The following is a 14,518-nucleotide window of genomic DNA, read 5'->3' as shown; positions in this document are numbered from 1 at the left end:
GTAGGTGCTGTGGGCGGTGTTTCAAGGATGGGCCAAGCCTAGTTGCTGCTTGGCCGGCCAGACCTAGATCCAGAACGGCATGGGTGATCGGGTCATTGCCACCATCACGATATAGGCAAACGCTGCCACTGCACCGGCCATGGCCCAAGTCCGGATTGTCTTGGTACGCCCACGTTTCAATGCAATGGTGCCCAGCACGATATAAACAATCAATGCCAGCACTTTCGCTGTCAACCATCCCATCGCAAACGGGTATTGATGTGACCATACTGCCATGGCGACAGCAGCAGCCAACAACACCGTATCATTCACATGTGGCACGATTTTGACCCAGCGTTGCTGCAATCGGGGTGAATCCAACAACATCCAGCAACCACGCAACAGAAACAGGCTGATGCTGATGGTGGCACAGGTCATATGCAGGTGTTTCAGTGCAATATAGGGCATGGTATCTATCACAGACAGGTAAACTGGCCGGACCAACCGGCCATTCTGATTTCAACGGAGGTGCTGGCGTACTGTCATCAGCGCAAAACCTAACAGGTTCAATCCAGGCCATTGGCTCGGCCGATTGGCATTGACATGATCTTCAGCCAAGCCAATCCCCCAGATGGCGTCCACAGGGCTGGCCTCCACCAGTACTTTGTCGCCAGTTTGCAACAAGAACTGCTGCATGGGCGGGTGACTACGAAACTTGGCCAGATTACCACGCACGACAATATCAGAACGGTGTGCCTGCCAGGCAGTATCGTCAAAGCCCCTAATTTTCCGGCCTAGTTTCTTGGCCTCGGCGGGGGTCGGCGCCGACAGAATGCGCTGACGAATCGGTTCATCATCAAACAAGTGTGCTTTCGCCGCCATCATGTAGTGTTCAGTCGTAGCATAGCGCGTGCCATTCAACTCGAAAGGTGCCGGAAACCATTGACTGAAGCAGCCTTTACCGACGCTGCCATCACGATTGGGTTGATGCCCCCAAAAGTGCAGGAATTGCACGGTATGGCCCTGCGCCAGATAGGCCAACAAGCTATCGCGATCATTGATCATCATGGCGTCCCCAACTGCTTGCTGGCACTACCGGCGAAATCACCTGCGTAGACTTGCACGAATTTGGCTGGGTCCAGATATTTGCGTAACGCAGCGTTCACTTGATCCACCGTCAAGCGTCCCAGATCCGCCTCTCGGTCAATCGCAAACTGCATCGTTCGTTTCAGCAACAAATGGGTTGCCAACGCACCCGCCAATGCACCGTCCTGGGTCCGACTGATTTTGGCCTCCTCCAACAAGCTGTTGCGTGCCTCGTCCAGCTCTTGTTGAGTAATGCCATCCCGCAACAGCCTCTCCAGCTCTTCTTGCAGCGCTGCCTGTAAACGTGCACGATTTTGTGGCGCATAGATGGCGTACAGGCTGATGCTGCCATTGGGTTCAAACGAAGATGCGGACAAACTGGAGCCCGCACCATAGCTCAGGCCTTCTTTCTGCCGCAGCCGATCTGCCAGGCGTGACTTCATGCCCCCGCCGCCCAATACCCGGTTGGCGACAGCCAATGGCACAAAGTCCGGCGAATCATCCTGTAACGGAATACGTAATGCAGCCAGATAATTGGCATTGGCCTTATCCGGGGTCTCCAACTGGATCACCGTCGCGGGTTGTGGCTGATAAGGCATGGTAATACGCTGATAGGGTGACTTCGCTTTCCAGTCACCAAACAGTTTGGGCAGCAGGTCACGTACTTTGGCTTCATCAAACTCACCCACCAGGCCGATTTCCGCATGGCTGGTGCCATAGAACTGCTGATGGAAAGCAGCCAGATCAGACAACTCAACCGCGTTGATCGCTTTCAATTGCTCATCAAAATCCTTCACATAGCGCACATCGTCTGGCGGATACGGATTGGCATGACGTAACAGGGCCAGCCGTGCCAATGTGTTGGGCTGGGTACGGCCGGCATCCAGGCTGGTCCGCCATGCGCTGCGGAACTGTTCAAACTCGGCTTCCGGGAAATCCGGTTTACGCAGGATGTCGCGCAACAAAGTCAGGAATTGCGGCAACGTATCACGCCGGGCCTGGAAGCCGATACCTACTGAGGTCGCATCCCCGCCAATCGATAACGAAGCCTTCAGTTCATCCAACTTGTCGGCTATCTGCTGGCGATTCATACCCGCAGCACCACGTTGAAGCAATCCGGCCACCATCTCACCCGTGGTTTTTTTGCCACGCAGGCTTTGTTCATCACCCAAATGGATGACCAACGTACCATTGACAGTATTGCCACGTGTGGTCTTGCGCAACATCGATACCTGCAGACCATTTTTCAAGGTAAAGCGCTTCGTGTGCTTCTCGATATTGGCCGGACTGGCATCAAAATCCTCACCAGCTGCCACGGCCGCTCGCCCCCGATAACCGTCTACCAGACTGGCAATGCTAGGTGCAACCGGTACGGCGACACGTTCAGGCTTTTGAGTGGGGATAAACTGACCAAAGGTACGATTGTTTTCCAGTAGATAGGTGGTGGCAACCCGTTGCACTTCATCCAAGGTGGTGGTCTCAACCCGATCCCGCCCCAAGAAGAACAAACGCCAATCACCAGCCGCAATCGCTTCAGACAGAACACGGCCAAACGAAGCCGGATCGTTGAGGATCTGCTCATATTGGTTCAGGTTGATCGTCTTGACTCGTTTCAGTTCATCCTCGGTCACCGGTTTACTGGCCAGGCCTTCGACAACACTCAGCAATGCTTTGCGAGCCACCTCGGGCGACTGATCCTTACCCAGTCTCACAAAAAACTGGGCCAACCCTGGCTCCATTGTGGGCGACACGTTACCTCCGACCGAGGTCGCCAGCTTGCCTTCAACCAGGGCCTTATGCAGACGGCCAGTTGGGGTATCGATCAGAATATCCATCAACAAGCTGATTGGCGCAAAATCCGGATGAGTCGCTGCCGGTACATGGTAAGCCATCCCCAGCAACGGGGTATCACCCACCCGTTTCAAGAACACCTCGCGCGGGCCATCCTGTGGCGGTTCTACGGTATAGGTTGTCGTCAATTTCCGGCTGGGCTTCGGAATACGGCCAAAATACTGCTGCACGCCCTGCAACGCCTTGGCAGGCTCGAATTTGCCTGTGATCACCAATACCGCGTTGTCAGGCTGGTAGTATTTTTTGTAGAACGACTGCAGATTCTCGATACGCACGTTTTCGACATCGGATCGGGCACCAATCGTATCCTTGCCATAGTTATGCCACTGGTAGGCGGTTGCCCGCAGACGCTGCGAGAGAATACGCCCCGGGCTGTTCTCGCCGGATTCCATCTCGTTACGCACCACGGTCATTTCCGTATCGAGATCCTTACGGGCGATAAAGGAATTGACCATCCGGTCGGCTTCCATCTTCAGCACCCAATCCAGATTGTCGTCGCTGGCGGGGAAGGTCTCAAAATAGTTGGTACGATCCAGCCAAGTAGTCCCGTTGAAACGCATTCCCCGGCGCGTCAACTCTTGTACCAATTGGCCATCCGGCAAATCAGGCGTGCCTTTGAAGACCAGATGCTCCAACAAATGGGCCATTCCGGTCTCGCCATAACTTTCATGACGTGATCCGACCAAGTAGGTCACATTGACCATGGTGGTGGCTTTGCTGTTGTCTGGTGCCAACAACACCCGCAGGCCATTAGCCAAACGATATTCGCTGATGCCTTCCACTTCGGTTTGAAACGTCACGCCCGGTGGAATAAGAATCTGGGCGGCATGGACAGGCGGCAAGAAAAAAGCCGCCAGCGACAAGCTGACGGCAAAGGTAATAGATTTGATTCTCATAGCATCCATTCGGTCATGAGCCGGCCTGATCGGCAGGCCGGCCACACACCGGTTATTTGAATTCGCCGGCATACACCTTCACAAATTTTGCCGGATCAATGTACTTGCGGATCGCAGCATTGACGTCGGCCAGTGTCAGCTTACTGATCTTGGCTTCCAGCTCAGCCACTTGTTTCATGGTGCGGCCTTCGTGCAGCTGATCGATCAGCGCATAGGCCAGACTTTGATCCTGTGCACGATCAAGCTTGAAGTTCTGCAAAAGACCTGCCTTGGCGTCCTGAAGTTCCTGCTCCGTGACACCATCCTTGATCAGCCGAGCCAACTCTTCCGTCACCCCTGCCTTCAGCTTGGGCAGGTTTTCAGGTGCGTAGATTGCCGAGATCTGCAGTGCAGCTGCATCATCGGTCGCATCCACATGCAGCGACGAACCTGCACCATAGCTGATGCCATCCTGCTGACGCAAGCGATTGATCAGGCGCGAACTCAGGCCAGACCCCTGCCCCAGGATGTAATTGCCGACAGCCAGTGCGGCATAATCCGGCGAGGTATCGGTCATTTTCAGCGGCAACGATGCCATGAACACTGCATTCGCCTTGTCCTTCAACGGCATAATCAGCTCTTCCGCTTTCACCGGATCAAACGCCCGTGGTATGTGGCGATAGGTTTCGGCACTCTTCCAGTCACCAAACAACTGCGCCAGTTGGTGACGGACAGCATCTGCGTCGAAGTCGCCTACCACGGCCATCTGCGCATGATTCGCGCCATAGAAACGCTGGTAGAACTGTTGCAATTGTGGCAACTGCAGCTTGTTCAATTCGGTCAGCGATTCGTCAAAGCTTGGCTGATAACGCACATCCGTTGCGGCAAAGCGATTGAACTGGCGATGCAGAGCGTTGGAGGCAACCGCATACGGGTCACTTCGCTGCTCTTCCAGCGCACCGATTGCTTCGTGCTTGGCACGTTCAAACTCTTCGGCACTCAGGGCTGGGTCACGCAACATATCACGCACCAGTTTCAGCGATTCCGCCAGATTGCTGCGCGTAGTCTGTAGCATCAGCACACCGCCTTCTGCCCCACCTTGATAGTGCCAACTGGTTTTCAGCTTGTCGAAAGCCGCATGCAACTGCTCACGATTCAGGGTGCGGGTTCCACGGGTCAGCAACGTTGCCAACATGCCACCCACTTCTCGCTGCCCCTGTAACGATTGTTCATCGCCAAACATCAACCCGAATGAAACCGACACCGACTCGGCACGTGTTTTCTTTGGCAAGAGCGCCAGTTTCATACCATTTGGCAACGTTGTGCGCTGAGTACGTGCTTCAATCACCGCAGGGCTTGGATCGAAGGCTTCGCCTTGTGCCACCGGTGGTTTCGGCGTGAAATCCTTAAACGCCGCTTTCAGATCAGCTTTGGGCGGCACATCTGCACGTACTGGCTTGGTTTCGGGCACAAATTGGCCCAATGTCCGATTGGATGGCTTCAGGTAGTACTCGGCCACACGCTGCAGATCGGCCACTTTCAGCTTTTCAATCCGGTCACGTGTCAGCAACAACAAACGCCAGTCACCTTGTGCGATGGTCTCTGACAGCGCAGTCCCCAGTTGTTCAGGGTCGCTCATCAATTTGTCGAAACCATTCAGCCATTTGGCACGAGCCTGATCCAGCTCTGCATCGGTAATGGGTTGTTTGGCAATATTCTCCAGCACCTCCAGCATGGTGCGACGAACCTGCTCACGATCCCCGTCCACCCGCAGTTTGGCGCCAGCCATGCCATAACCGGGCTCGTTCAACGACATACTCAACCCATAGACCTCACTGGCCAGTTTTTTCTCGACCAAGGCTTTATGCAAGCGCCCATTGGGCGTGTCACCCAACACTTGCATCAGCATCTGGAAAGCAGCTGAATCGACATGACCACCATCCGGGGCGTGATACAACGCAGCGACAATCTGCACATCGCCAGCACGTCGCAGCACCACTTCACGTTCGCCATCCTGCACTGGCTCACGGGTGTAAGTCGGTTCAAGAACACGAACCGGCTTCTTCACGGCACCAAAGTAGCGCTGCACCCAAGCCAGTGCCTTGGCAGTATCGAACTTGCCGGAGACCACCAGTACAGCATTATCCGGCTGGTAGTACTTGCGATAGAAAGCTTGCAGACGCGGAATGCTGACATTCTCCACATCAGCCCGGGCTCCGATGGTGTCCTTGCCATAGTTGTGCCACTGATAGGCAGTGGCCGCCATTTTTTGCCACAGGATCGAGAACGGATCGTTTTCCCCCGCCTCCATCTCGTTGCGGACCACGGTCATTTCGCTATCAAGATCCTTGCGGGCGACGAAAGAGTTGACCATACGGTCGGCTTCCATCTTCAGTGCCCATTCCAGATCGGTATCGTTGGCAGCGAAAGTTTCAAAGTAATTGGTGCGGTCATACCAGGTACTACCGTTCGACATCATGCCGCGACGAGTGAATTCCACATCAATGTTCGGATGCTTGGGCGTACCTTTGAACAAGAGATGTTCCAGCAAATGGGCCATGCCGGTTTCACCGTAATTCTCATGCCGTGAACCCACCAGATAGGTAACGTTGACAGTAGTAGTCGGCTTCGAGGCATCGGGTGCCAACAGCACACGCAAACCATTCGGCAAACGGTATTCAGTGATGCCCTCAGCCGAAGTCAACTGCTGCACGCCAGCTGGTACAGCCTGTTTAGATGCAGTCGACGAAGCAGCAGCCATGACAGGCAATGTTGCGGTGTTCAATGCCAGCAGCACGGCCAGCGCGAGATGTTTCATTTGCACCTTGATTCTCTTTCCCAAATGTGGCCCGAATAGGCCTTGTTATCCGTTATTCGAATTTGCAGTTTAACGTTACTTGCCAACATTGCGCAGCAACGTATTTGAACAACGGGTGACACTTGCTTCCAAGCATCTACAGACAAGGCAGAAGGCAACAAGTTCAACCACGTGTGCTTTTTTCCCACACAAAATCATACCCATCATAGACATGCATATTTTTGCAAGCAATTGTTTGGAGATTGCATGATTTGTGAATGGAAACGGCGAAAAATACACCGTGTTTGCAAATAACGAATGCACACAAAAGCATGTTCTACCTGCAGCCTGTTCTGGTTGAAGCTGTATTTTCAATACTCAACCACACAATCAGCCTGCAAGTTTGCAAACACGGGTCTGCCTCATCGGGCAGAGTCTGTTCGATCAGCATGTGCTCGCCGGGTTATGTCAGGTGCTGTCGAGATGGTTTCATCATGTATTGAATCACCTCGTCAGCACCTGGGCTATCAACGGTGAGGCGTGCCTCAACCTGAAAGCGCCTTATGAATCGTTTCCGTCTTGTTCTGATTGGTACGGGCCTGATTGCGTCCACCATGCTGTCAGCCCATGCACTGACAGTACCCAGCACAGGTAAATCCGTCATCCCCAACCCCGAGCTGGCCAAAACCAGCCTGGATCGGTTGCGCATGCTGGGTGCCCCAAAGCCACTGACCAAGCCTGCTGCCCACGCACTGGCGGCAGACCCGGCTCCCGCCAATCAGGGATGTCAGGAAATCCAACTCAATCAGGCCTATGACCTCAATACCCCGGCTACCAACGAATTACAGTGCTTTCAACTGGTGATATCGCAAAAAACCAAGCTGGATGCCATCCTGATCAACATGCCGACGGATGCAGGTTTTGCTGCCTACCTGCTGCAGGCCAAAGACGATGGCAATCATGTGCTGCTCGATAGCCAGGTTGGCACTAGCGCCAGCCGCAGCCTGCACAAGGTGGTGGAGCCGGGACGCTATTTCCTGGCCGTTCAGGGGCAAAGTGGTACCGGTGGCAAACCCTACACCTTTGGGATACTTGGTTACACCCAGTTCGATGCCTATGAACCGAATGACCGGATCGATATCCCAAGTCTGATCAGCACCAACCGAACCATCCAAGGCACCCTGGATAACGCCTCCGATATCGATTTCTATCGAATCGACATCCCGAAAAGGATCAACCATACCCTGGTGCAATTTGAAGGCCCGCAAACCGCCGAGGTGAAACAGGCCAACGGCAACTGGGCAACCTTGCCCAACGATGGCAAACGTTATCAACTACCACCTAGCGACACCATACCTGCTGCCGATGGCAAACCGGAACAACGTTTTGTAATGGTCCGTGTTCGTAACAAGGATGGTGTCACCGCAACCACCTACAAGTTACACAGCACAACACCAGCAGCCAGTTTTGACTGGAATGCATGGAGCGCGGAAAACCTGACCAACCTGGTTGAATCGGGCGTATTGAAAGTAGCGAGAGAATTGCAGATCGGTGGGTCGGTGAAAGATGCATCCAACCGTAATGTGGGGGCTGGGGTTCCAGTCCGGATTCTGGTCAGCTATGTGGACGTATTGGGCAGCACAGCCTATCAGAAGCTGCTGGATCAAATTGTCACCACCACACCCACTGGTGGTTACTATGCCAAGGTAACCTTGCCGGAATGCTACGGCGCAGCCAAGGAAGACAAAGCCACACTCAGCCGCCCAGCCGACCACTGGACCATCGAATACAACAGCGGTCGCCAGATCAAAGACAGTAGCGGCAAACCCATGATCTATTACCAAGTTGAACTGCCTGGTACACCACGGCGCGATGGTAAGCCTGGTAACGAACTGGTTCAGATGGAGCTGGTTCACGTCTGCAAAGAAACCTATCGCGGACGCTGGTAAACACTAGCAGGATGGGCCGCTACTGTCGGCATCGTAACGGTAGCGGCTCAGTAGCGTACCCGCGGCGCTGTCCAGATTGATCTGGGTCAGTTGTTGCTGGCTGTTGTACTTGAAGGCGTGTTTGACCGTGCCGACCGTTTTCAGGGTCAGGTTGCCGTTCGGGTCGTATTGATAGCTGGCCAGGACTTCGCCACTGGCCGCAGTTATCCGCCGAAATCAACCACTCTGACCCCTACGATTCTGACCCCTACGATTCCATCAAATTACGGAATAGCCTTCAAGCTCTCTGCCCACATATTGGGACGTCCTGACAGTGTGTCGCGGATTCTATCCTCTACGTGCTTTGCCTCCCATACGGCAGCAGCTTCTAGCGAACGACATGTTTCATAATCTGAGCTACTAATTTCCCCAGTTGAACTGCAATAAATAGAATATTCACCCGTTATCCTATCTCTAATGAAATAGTTTCGCGGCAAAGAAAGATCAGCGTCAAGTTTCCGATGATCAATTTTTTTCCAGCCCTCTGAAGCAAATGCAGCTTTCATTACCGTAATAACGAACAATATTGATGCTGAATATATCTCATCAAGATTTATCTCTTCATTAGAGGGAGTTGAAATTGCATAGACAGCAATCTGCATGTTTGGCAGTACTCGCACAAAAGCATCCACCTCACCCAAACTAATCCTAAATAATGAACCTTCCTTTTCTTTTCTCACAATAATTCTTAACCCCAAAATTCATTTATTGCTTGATTCAAACAATGGCTTCGTTTCTTGAAGAAATTCCATTTATGGCATTCCCAGATGCACCACCTTCAGATTGTGCCCCGCCATTCTTCTCAATTTGCAATTGCTCCGACCTTGGACAGGGCCCACACTCACCCGGAATTATTTTTTAAAAAAACAACGCAATCTCTCGGGACCTGACAGTTACTCGTTATCTATTTCATTTTTAACATCTTCGGGTAACCACCCCCATACAACCTTGTAATAAAGGTCTTTAATTTCAGAATAGTTTTCATCTGCAAATTTGGCAACAAGATCGACATCCCTATATCTCATTGGCTGGTGGAACAAGCCATTGATTTTTTCAAATAGATCAAACACTCTTCTAACTTCACTCAAATCAACTTCTATAGTTCTAGACATAAATCACCTATTTCCATGAAAAGTCGGGTTTCTACCGGTTAAATCAACATCACCCTTAAAAACTCGCTCTGTAGCACGTTAGCCCTGCCGTGGGTGCCGTGGTCGGTTTGTCAATTAGCCATCTCAAACTAACAAGCACAAAATGTCTAGAGGATGGAAACTCACTCATCTGCCACAAGTCACCGGTCTATCACGACGTGACCTTCCCCACTGCGAGAACACGGAACCCATTGAGCAATTCGACCAATTGCCCTTCCTGCAGCCACTCTGCTGGTAGCTCAGCTTCCGCAGACAAGACACACAGAGCTCTACCTCTTGACGTGATTGAGTCAAAAGTCATCACTTGGCATTCAACATCTCGCATACACTGCAAGTGAGCTTCGAGATACCGCTGCCAGCGGATCGACAGACGCATTCCTGAATACGGGTCTACGCTATGCCCACCCAGATCCGATGGAATCCACACAAAGTCAATCAATAAATCAGTTTTCATTACGGGCGCTCCGTTCAAGGCTTCGGTAGAAGTCCGAGGTCCGCACATTGAACACAGAACCCAGGACCAGTGTTGTCAATGTTGGAATGTTTGTAGCTTCGGTCGTAGACATCCCGCGGAACTCTGGTCTTCACAATCTCCTGCAAGTCAGGATAGGTCTTACGAAACTGCTCAGCACCCTGTCTCGTTTCCGAGAACCACTTGTCTCCCATTGAGCGTCCAGATGGATCCGGCCGGAAGCCATGCTTCGCGATGTCGTCAGCCTCCGCCTTCGAAACCGCGCGAAAACCATCAACGAAATTCTTACTACCCTTTGCCGCCTTCTCCCCACCACTCACAGCCTTCGCCAGCGACTTACCTTTGGTGAGCAGCTTACCGCCGGGTACCACCCCTAAAAGGATACCAGCCCCTTCTGTCCAGCGATTCACACTTTCGCCGGTTACCAAATCTTGGCCTGTAATGGTTTGAAGGATCGATTTGCCGGAGCCAACGACCGGCAACAGATCCAACCCGACAGAACCCAAAGCTGCGCCTGTAGAGGGTTGGTTCGCCCGCAGATTCTGCCCACCCGCCCCCATGGCCGGCACACCGCTGCTGTATGGGGTGCTGGTCCGGACCGCTTGGACCGGTGCCGACTTCAACCCATCCGGGTCAATGTTGTTGATCGGGTCGCCATCCACATACCCATACGGGTTGATGCCCCCCTGCAACCCAATCGGATCACGCTGCGTAAACCGCCCGATACTCGGGTCATACCACCTTGCCCGGTAGTAGATCAGCCCGGCCACATCCGGTTCTCTTCCGGTGTAACCATACTGCGGAATGTCGCCCTGCCCGTTGAGGCGATTGCCCCAGGCATCGAACTGTTGCCACGCCTGTAGCAGGCCCTGATGGTTGCTCAGCCCGACGATGCTACCCAAACCATCGCCATGGTAGGTCTGGGTGCCTTGGGATGTGATCCTCAGTAATGGGTCATCGGTGGCGCCGCCGTGCACGGTGCGCCACAGCGGATTCTGGTATTGCCCGGTTGGGTAGCCGGCAATGATGTCGTCGCCCAGATACTGGTAATCCTGACTGCCGGCGCCATCGCTGCGGCCGATGCGCTTGCCGTCGGCATCGTAACGGTAGCGGCCCAGTAGCGTACCCGCTGCGCTGTCCAGATTGATCTGGGTCAGTTGTTGCTGGCTGTTGTACTGGAAGGCGTGTTTGACATTGCCGACCGTTTTCAGCGTCAGGTTGCCGTTCGGGTCGTATTGGTAGCTGGCCAGTACCTCGCCGCTGGCGGCAGTTATCCGCCGAAATCAACGACTCTGACCCCTACGATTCATCTAGTCTTTAACGATATAGCAATAAGATAGCTCCATAGCTCACCTAGATATCGCTACAACACTCATAATTTTACTGCCAAAGTAAAACACTTGGGTTATTCACCTTTGCTATCAGAGCATGTTCGTTGTCATTTGCCTCCAAATATCTGCCATCCGCATCTAGGTAATAGGCTCCATTTCGATAGCAAAGCGCCAATGTTTTGATCATCGATCCAACACTTTCATATTCTATAGGGTGATTAATTTCGCCAATCATGAAGCCTCTGACTGGTGACGCCCCGTTTGCCGGCAGGGACAAATCAGCAACGTAGAAATCACCTCCGCCATTTGCAAAGAGAGGTAGCCAACATTTATCCCAACGATCATCATCCTTGAATGCCTGATAGCTGGTCAGTGCATCTTCCAATGACAAGAAATAGAAACCTGGGAAGAAGTGAAGGTCATCTAGAATAGTGCCAGGTACAACTTTCGTACCATTTCTCCATTCATATAGCTCATATATGTCATCAGTCAGAACCAATCCTGTATCGGCTACTAAAGATTTAGCCGCATTCTTTTCCATTCCGGGCTGTAAGAGATTTACGACAGGCCTACCCCAAAGAGCAAGCGTATTGTAGATCTCGATAAGTTTTTCTCGCATATCACTCATTTTGACCTCAATCAACTACTTCGACCTTAAATCTGTCGCCAGCTCTAATATTGTTTTGTTGGTAGAAATTCGAGAGCTGGCCACCTTGAATATTCTGTTCACGACTTGGCACCGAAGCGACACAAGCACCCGCACCACCCTGAGCACAACTAGCAAAAGGATACTCATCTAATGATCGACCTGGGCCAGCGGCGGGTTGACCTCTAAGTGCATCACGACGATTCTGACGAATTTGTGACCGGTCCTCAATTCTAGTCAGCACACTTGGCTTTCCTTGATCGAGCGCGCGTTGCGTGTTCGCCGCAATCTCCGGAGTGGCGCTTTTACTAACCCGATGTACCGGTAAACCTTTCGGACCTGCTCCCCTAATCGACAACACCATCGCCAGTCGATTTATCGTATCTGGATTAGCCAACGCACTGGCAACAACCCCCGGTATTGCGTAGAGGGGATTGCCTGTTTCCTGTTGCTTTTGCACCCAATGATCAGCCGCGCTCTGGGCCCGGTCAAGCGCAGCTTGGCTGTCTTGCACCTGTCTGGCCTCAAAATTGGCCATCATCGAAGTCAACATCTGCTTGCCGGGTTGTACGGCCAGTGGCGAATTGACATAGCTGGTCTGCCTGACCGGTTGCGGCTTCGCGGACGTCAACCCACTTGGGTCGATCAAGTTGATTGGATCACCATCCACATAGGCATACGGGTTCAAGCCCCCGGCCAAACCTGACGGATCACGCTGCGTAAACCGCCCGATACTCGGGTCGTACCACCTTGCCCGGTAGTAGATCAGCCCGGCCACATCCGGTTCTCTTCCGGTGTAACCATACTGCGGAATGTCGCCCTGCCCGTTGAGGCGATTGCCCCAGGCATCGAACTGTTGCCATGCCTGTAGCATGCCTTGCGCATTGCTCATGCCAACAATGCTGCCCAAGCCATCGCCATGGTAGGTCTGGGTGCCCTGACTGGTAATACGCAGCAGCGGGTCATCGGTAGCACCGCCGTGCACGGTGCGCCACAGCGGGGTTTGGTATTGCCCGGTTGGGTAACCGGCGATGATGTCATCACCCAGATACTGGTAATCCTGACTGCCGGCGCCATCTGTGCGACCGATGCGTTTACCGTCGGCGTTGTAACGGTAGCTGCCCAGTAGCGTACCCGCGGCGCTGTCCAGATTGATCTGGGTCAGTTGTTGCTGGCTGTTGTACTGGAAGGCGTGTTTGACATTGCCGACCGTTTTCAGGGTCAGGTTGCCGTTCGGGTCGTATTGGTAGCTGGCCAGTACTTCGCCGATGGCGGCAGTTATCCGCCGAAATCAACCACTCTGACCCCTACGATTTTGACCCCTACGATTCAAAGATGATGCCTTCATGAATAGACGTCTTAATAGTATTCATCATTTACCCTTTCGTAGATTGACGAAATAATCTCACCGGCTCCGACAATCTTCACCCCCTCTATTAGACTAAATTTTTCCCCTGGCTTCAGCGGTGAATAATCAAATTTTGGGTGATACATAAGCTCAATCTCAACTTCATACTTCACATCATATTGACCGTCCCGACTAGGCATCCCATTGATCCTAACTGGCATATCATCTGGAAAAACGCCTGCTCTAAGATATGGTGCGTAACCACTATCAACGGGAACTGCTGGCCTTCCACCATTCATAGGGGAGAAAAATATTACAATCGCTTTCGCACAATAAGCTCTCACACATCACCTTCCCTTAATATGTACTTTATTAAACCACTTATAGAACTCGGGCTTTTCAAATACGTCAATCCCAACAGCACGACCCACGCCACCAGGATCACCATGGTGCACCATTTCATTAAGCTTGCTGCTCTGCAAATCAATGTACGTCTTGGTATAAGACCTGCTAGGATTTGCCTTGATAAACGCGTCCAGCGAACCCTCATCAAATGCAAATCGTTTGAAGGTGGAATTAGGATGAATGTTGTAATCCCCATACCTCAATACATCTTTTAACTCATTCGGCTCAACTGCTCGCCATAACCGAGTCGTTCCATCACCACTGCTCTTTGCCGCATTATTTGTTCCTGAATTTGCATGCCACTCCGCAGTATTGTCCAGCACATCCTTATAGTATCGACTTACCGCGCTTTCACCGCCGCCTGTCGTCAGCTGAGCCTCATTAGGCTGCTGCTTCAAGGTATTGGTACGGGAATCGTACCTTAGCTTGAAGGTGGCAACACCCGCTTCATTGCGGAAGTTATTCCCTGCACATAGATCACCAATCCCGCATGCAGGCTGGCTCCAGTCAGACATTGTCTCCATATTGGCACGGAGACTCTGCCCACCTGAGCCCATGACTGGCCCCGAGTTGTTCACATAGGAAGACA

14 protein-coding genes are annotated in these 14,518 nt (G+C 52.5%); 2 read left to right on the top strand and 12 right to left on the bottom strand.

Translation table 11 applies throughout. From position 1 onward, the window contains the following. Positions 1–63: 63 nt before the first annotated feature. The 4 genes from FFS57_RS19910 to FFS57_RS19895 are packed head-to-tail and all read right to left on the bottom strand — an operon-like array spanning position 64 to position 6,609. Entirely contained in the window at positions 64–447 is a 384-nt protein-coding gene (locus FFS57_RS19910) for a SirB2 family protein (RefSeq protein ID WP_137939577.1), read from the bottom strand. 51 nt (positions 448–498) lie between these two features. Further along, a complete protein-coding gene (ybiA, locus tag FFS57_RS19905; RefSeq protein ID WP_137939576.1) occupies positions 499–1,047 on the bottom strand; it encodes a riboflavin biosynthesis intermediates N-glycosidase in 549 nt (182 codons plus the stop codon). Further along, positions 1,044–3,812, bottom strand: a complete 2,769-nt coding sequence (locus tag FFS57_RS19900) for a M16 family metallopeptidase (protein ID WP_137939575.1) — start codon at positions 3,810–3,812, stop codon at positions 1,044–1,046. The genes ybiA and FFS57_RS19900 overlap by 4 nt, the downstream gene beginning before the upstream one ends. Before the next feature lie 52 nt (positions 3,813–3,864). Next, positions 3,865–6,609 carry a M16 family metallopeptidase gene (locus FFS57_RS19895; protein WP_171014090.1) on the bottom strand — a complete coding sequence of 915 codons (2,745 nt, stop codon included), beginning with the start codon at positions 6,607–6,609 and terminating at the stop codon, positions 3,865–3,867. A gap of 542 nt (positions 6,610–7,151) precedes the next feature. On the opposite strand from FFS57_RS19895, the gene FFS57_RS19890 reads away from it, so the two are divergent. Further along, a complete protein-coding gene (locus FFS57_RS19890; protein ID WP_137939574.1) occupies positions 7,152–8,537 on the top strand; it encodes a hypothetical protein in 1,386 nt (461 codons plus the stop codon). Between the two features lie 263 nt (positions 8,538–8,800). On the opposite strand, the gene FFS57_RS19885 is transcribed toward FFS57_RS19890, so the two are convergent. The 6 genes from FFS57_RS19885 to FFS57_RS19860 form a co-directional block, all read right to left on the bottom strand. Further along, positions 8,801–9,256, bottom strand: a complete 456-nt coding sequence (locus tag FFS57_RS19885) for an Imm26 family immunity protein (RefSeq protein WP_171014089.1) — start codon at positions 9,254–9,256, stop codon at positions 8,801–8,803. Positions 9,257–9,469: 213 nt separating this feature from the next. After that, the gene (locus FFS57_RS19880) at positions 9,470–9,688 is read right to left on the bottom strand and encodes a hypothetical protein (protein ID WP_137939572.1); all 219 of its coding nucleotides are present in this window, start codon (positions 9,686–9,688) and stop codon (positions 9,470–9,472) included. Between the two features lie 190 nt (positions 9,689–9,878). Further along, positions 9,879–10,181 carry a hypothetical protein gene (locus tag FFS57_RS19875; RefSeq protein ID WP_137939571.1) on the bottom strand — a complete coding sequence of 101 codons (303 nt, stop codon included), beginning with the start codon at positions 10,179–10,181 and terminating at the stop codon, positions 9,879–9,881. Between the two features lie 14 nt (positions 10,182–10,195). Continuing rightward, positions 10,196–11,410 carry an RHS repeat-associated core domain-containing protein gene (locus FFS57_RS19870; protein WP_502705931.1) on the bottom strand — a complete coding sequence of 405 codons (1,215 nt, stop codon included), beginning with the start codon at positions 11,408–11,410 and terminating at the stop codon, positions 10,196–10,198. A gap of 169 nt (positions 11,411–11,579) precedes the next feature. Beyond that, entirely contained in the window at positions 11,580–12,158 is a 579-nt protein-coding gene (locus FFS57_RS19865) for an SMI1/KNR4 family protein (protein ID WP_137939569.1), read from the bottom strand. Between the two features lie 7 nt (positions 12,159–12,165). Then, positions 12,166–13,068 (bottom strand): RHS repeat-associated core domain-containing protein, encoded by a 903-nt coding sequence (locus tag FFS57_RS19860; protein ID WP_137939568.1) that lies wholly within the window; start codon positions 13,066–13,068, stop codon positions 12,166–12,168. Here FFS57_RS19860 and FFS57_RS19855 point away from each other — a divergent pair. Further along, positions 13,054–13,305, top strand: a complete 252-nt coding sequence (locus FFS57_RS19855) for a hypothetical protein (RefSeq protein WP_137939567.1) — start codon at positions 13,054–13,056, stop codon at positions 13,303–13,305. The two genes, FFS57_RS19860 and FFS57_RS19855, sit on opposite strands and share 15 nt — an antisense overlap. A 230-nt stretch (positions 13,306–13,535) precedes the next feature. Here the strand turns inward: FFS57_RS19855 and FFS57_RS19850 are convergent, their stop codons facing one another. Both FFS57_RS19850 and FFS57_RS19845 read right to left on the bottom strand, forming a co-directional pair. Next, entirely contained in the window at positions 13,536–13,868 is a 333-nt protein-coding gene (locus FFS57_RS19850; RefSeq protein ID WP_137939566.1) for a hypothetical protein, read from the bottom strand. 3 nt (positions 13,869–13,871) lie between these two features. Beyond that, positions 13,872–14,518, bottom strand: a 647-nt coding sequence (locus FFS57_RS19845; RefSeq protein WP_212749167.1) for a hypothetical protein, incomplete at its 5' end; no start/stop codon positions are given.

This window comes from Chitinivorax sp. B (genome assembly GCF_005503445.1).
GTDB lineage: Bacteria > Pseudomonadota > Gammaproteobacteria > Burkholderiales > SCOH01 > Chitinivorax.
This window is presented reverse-complemented; position numbering and strand designations above follow the sequence as displayed.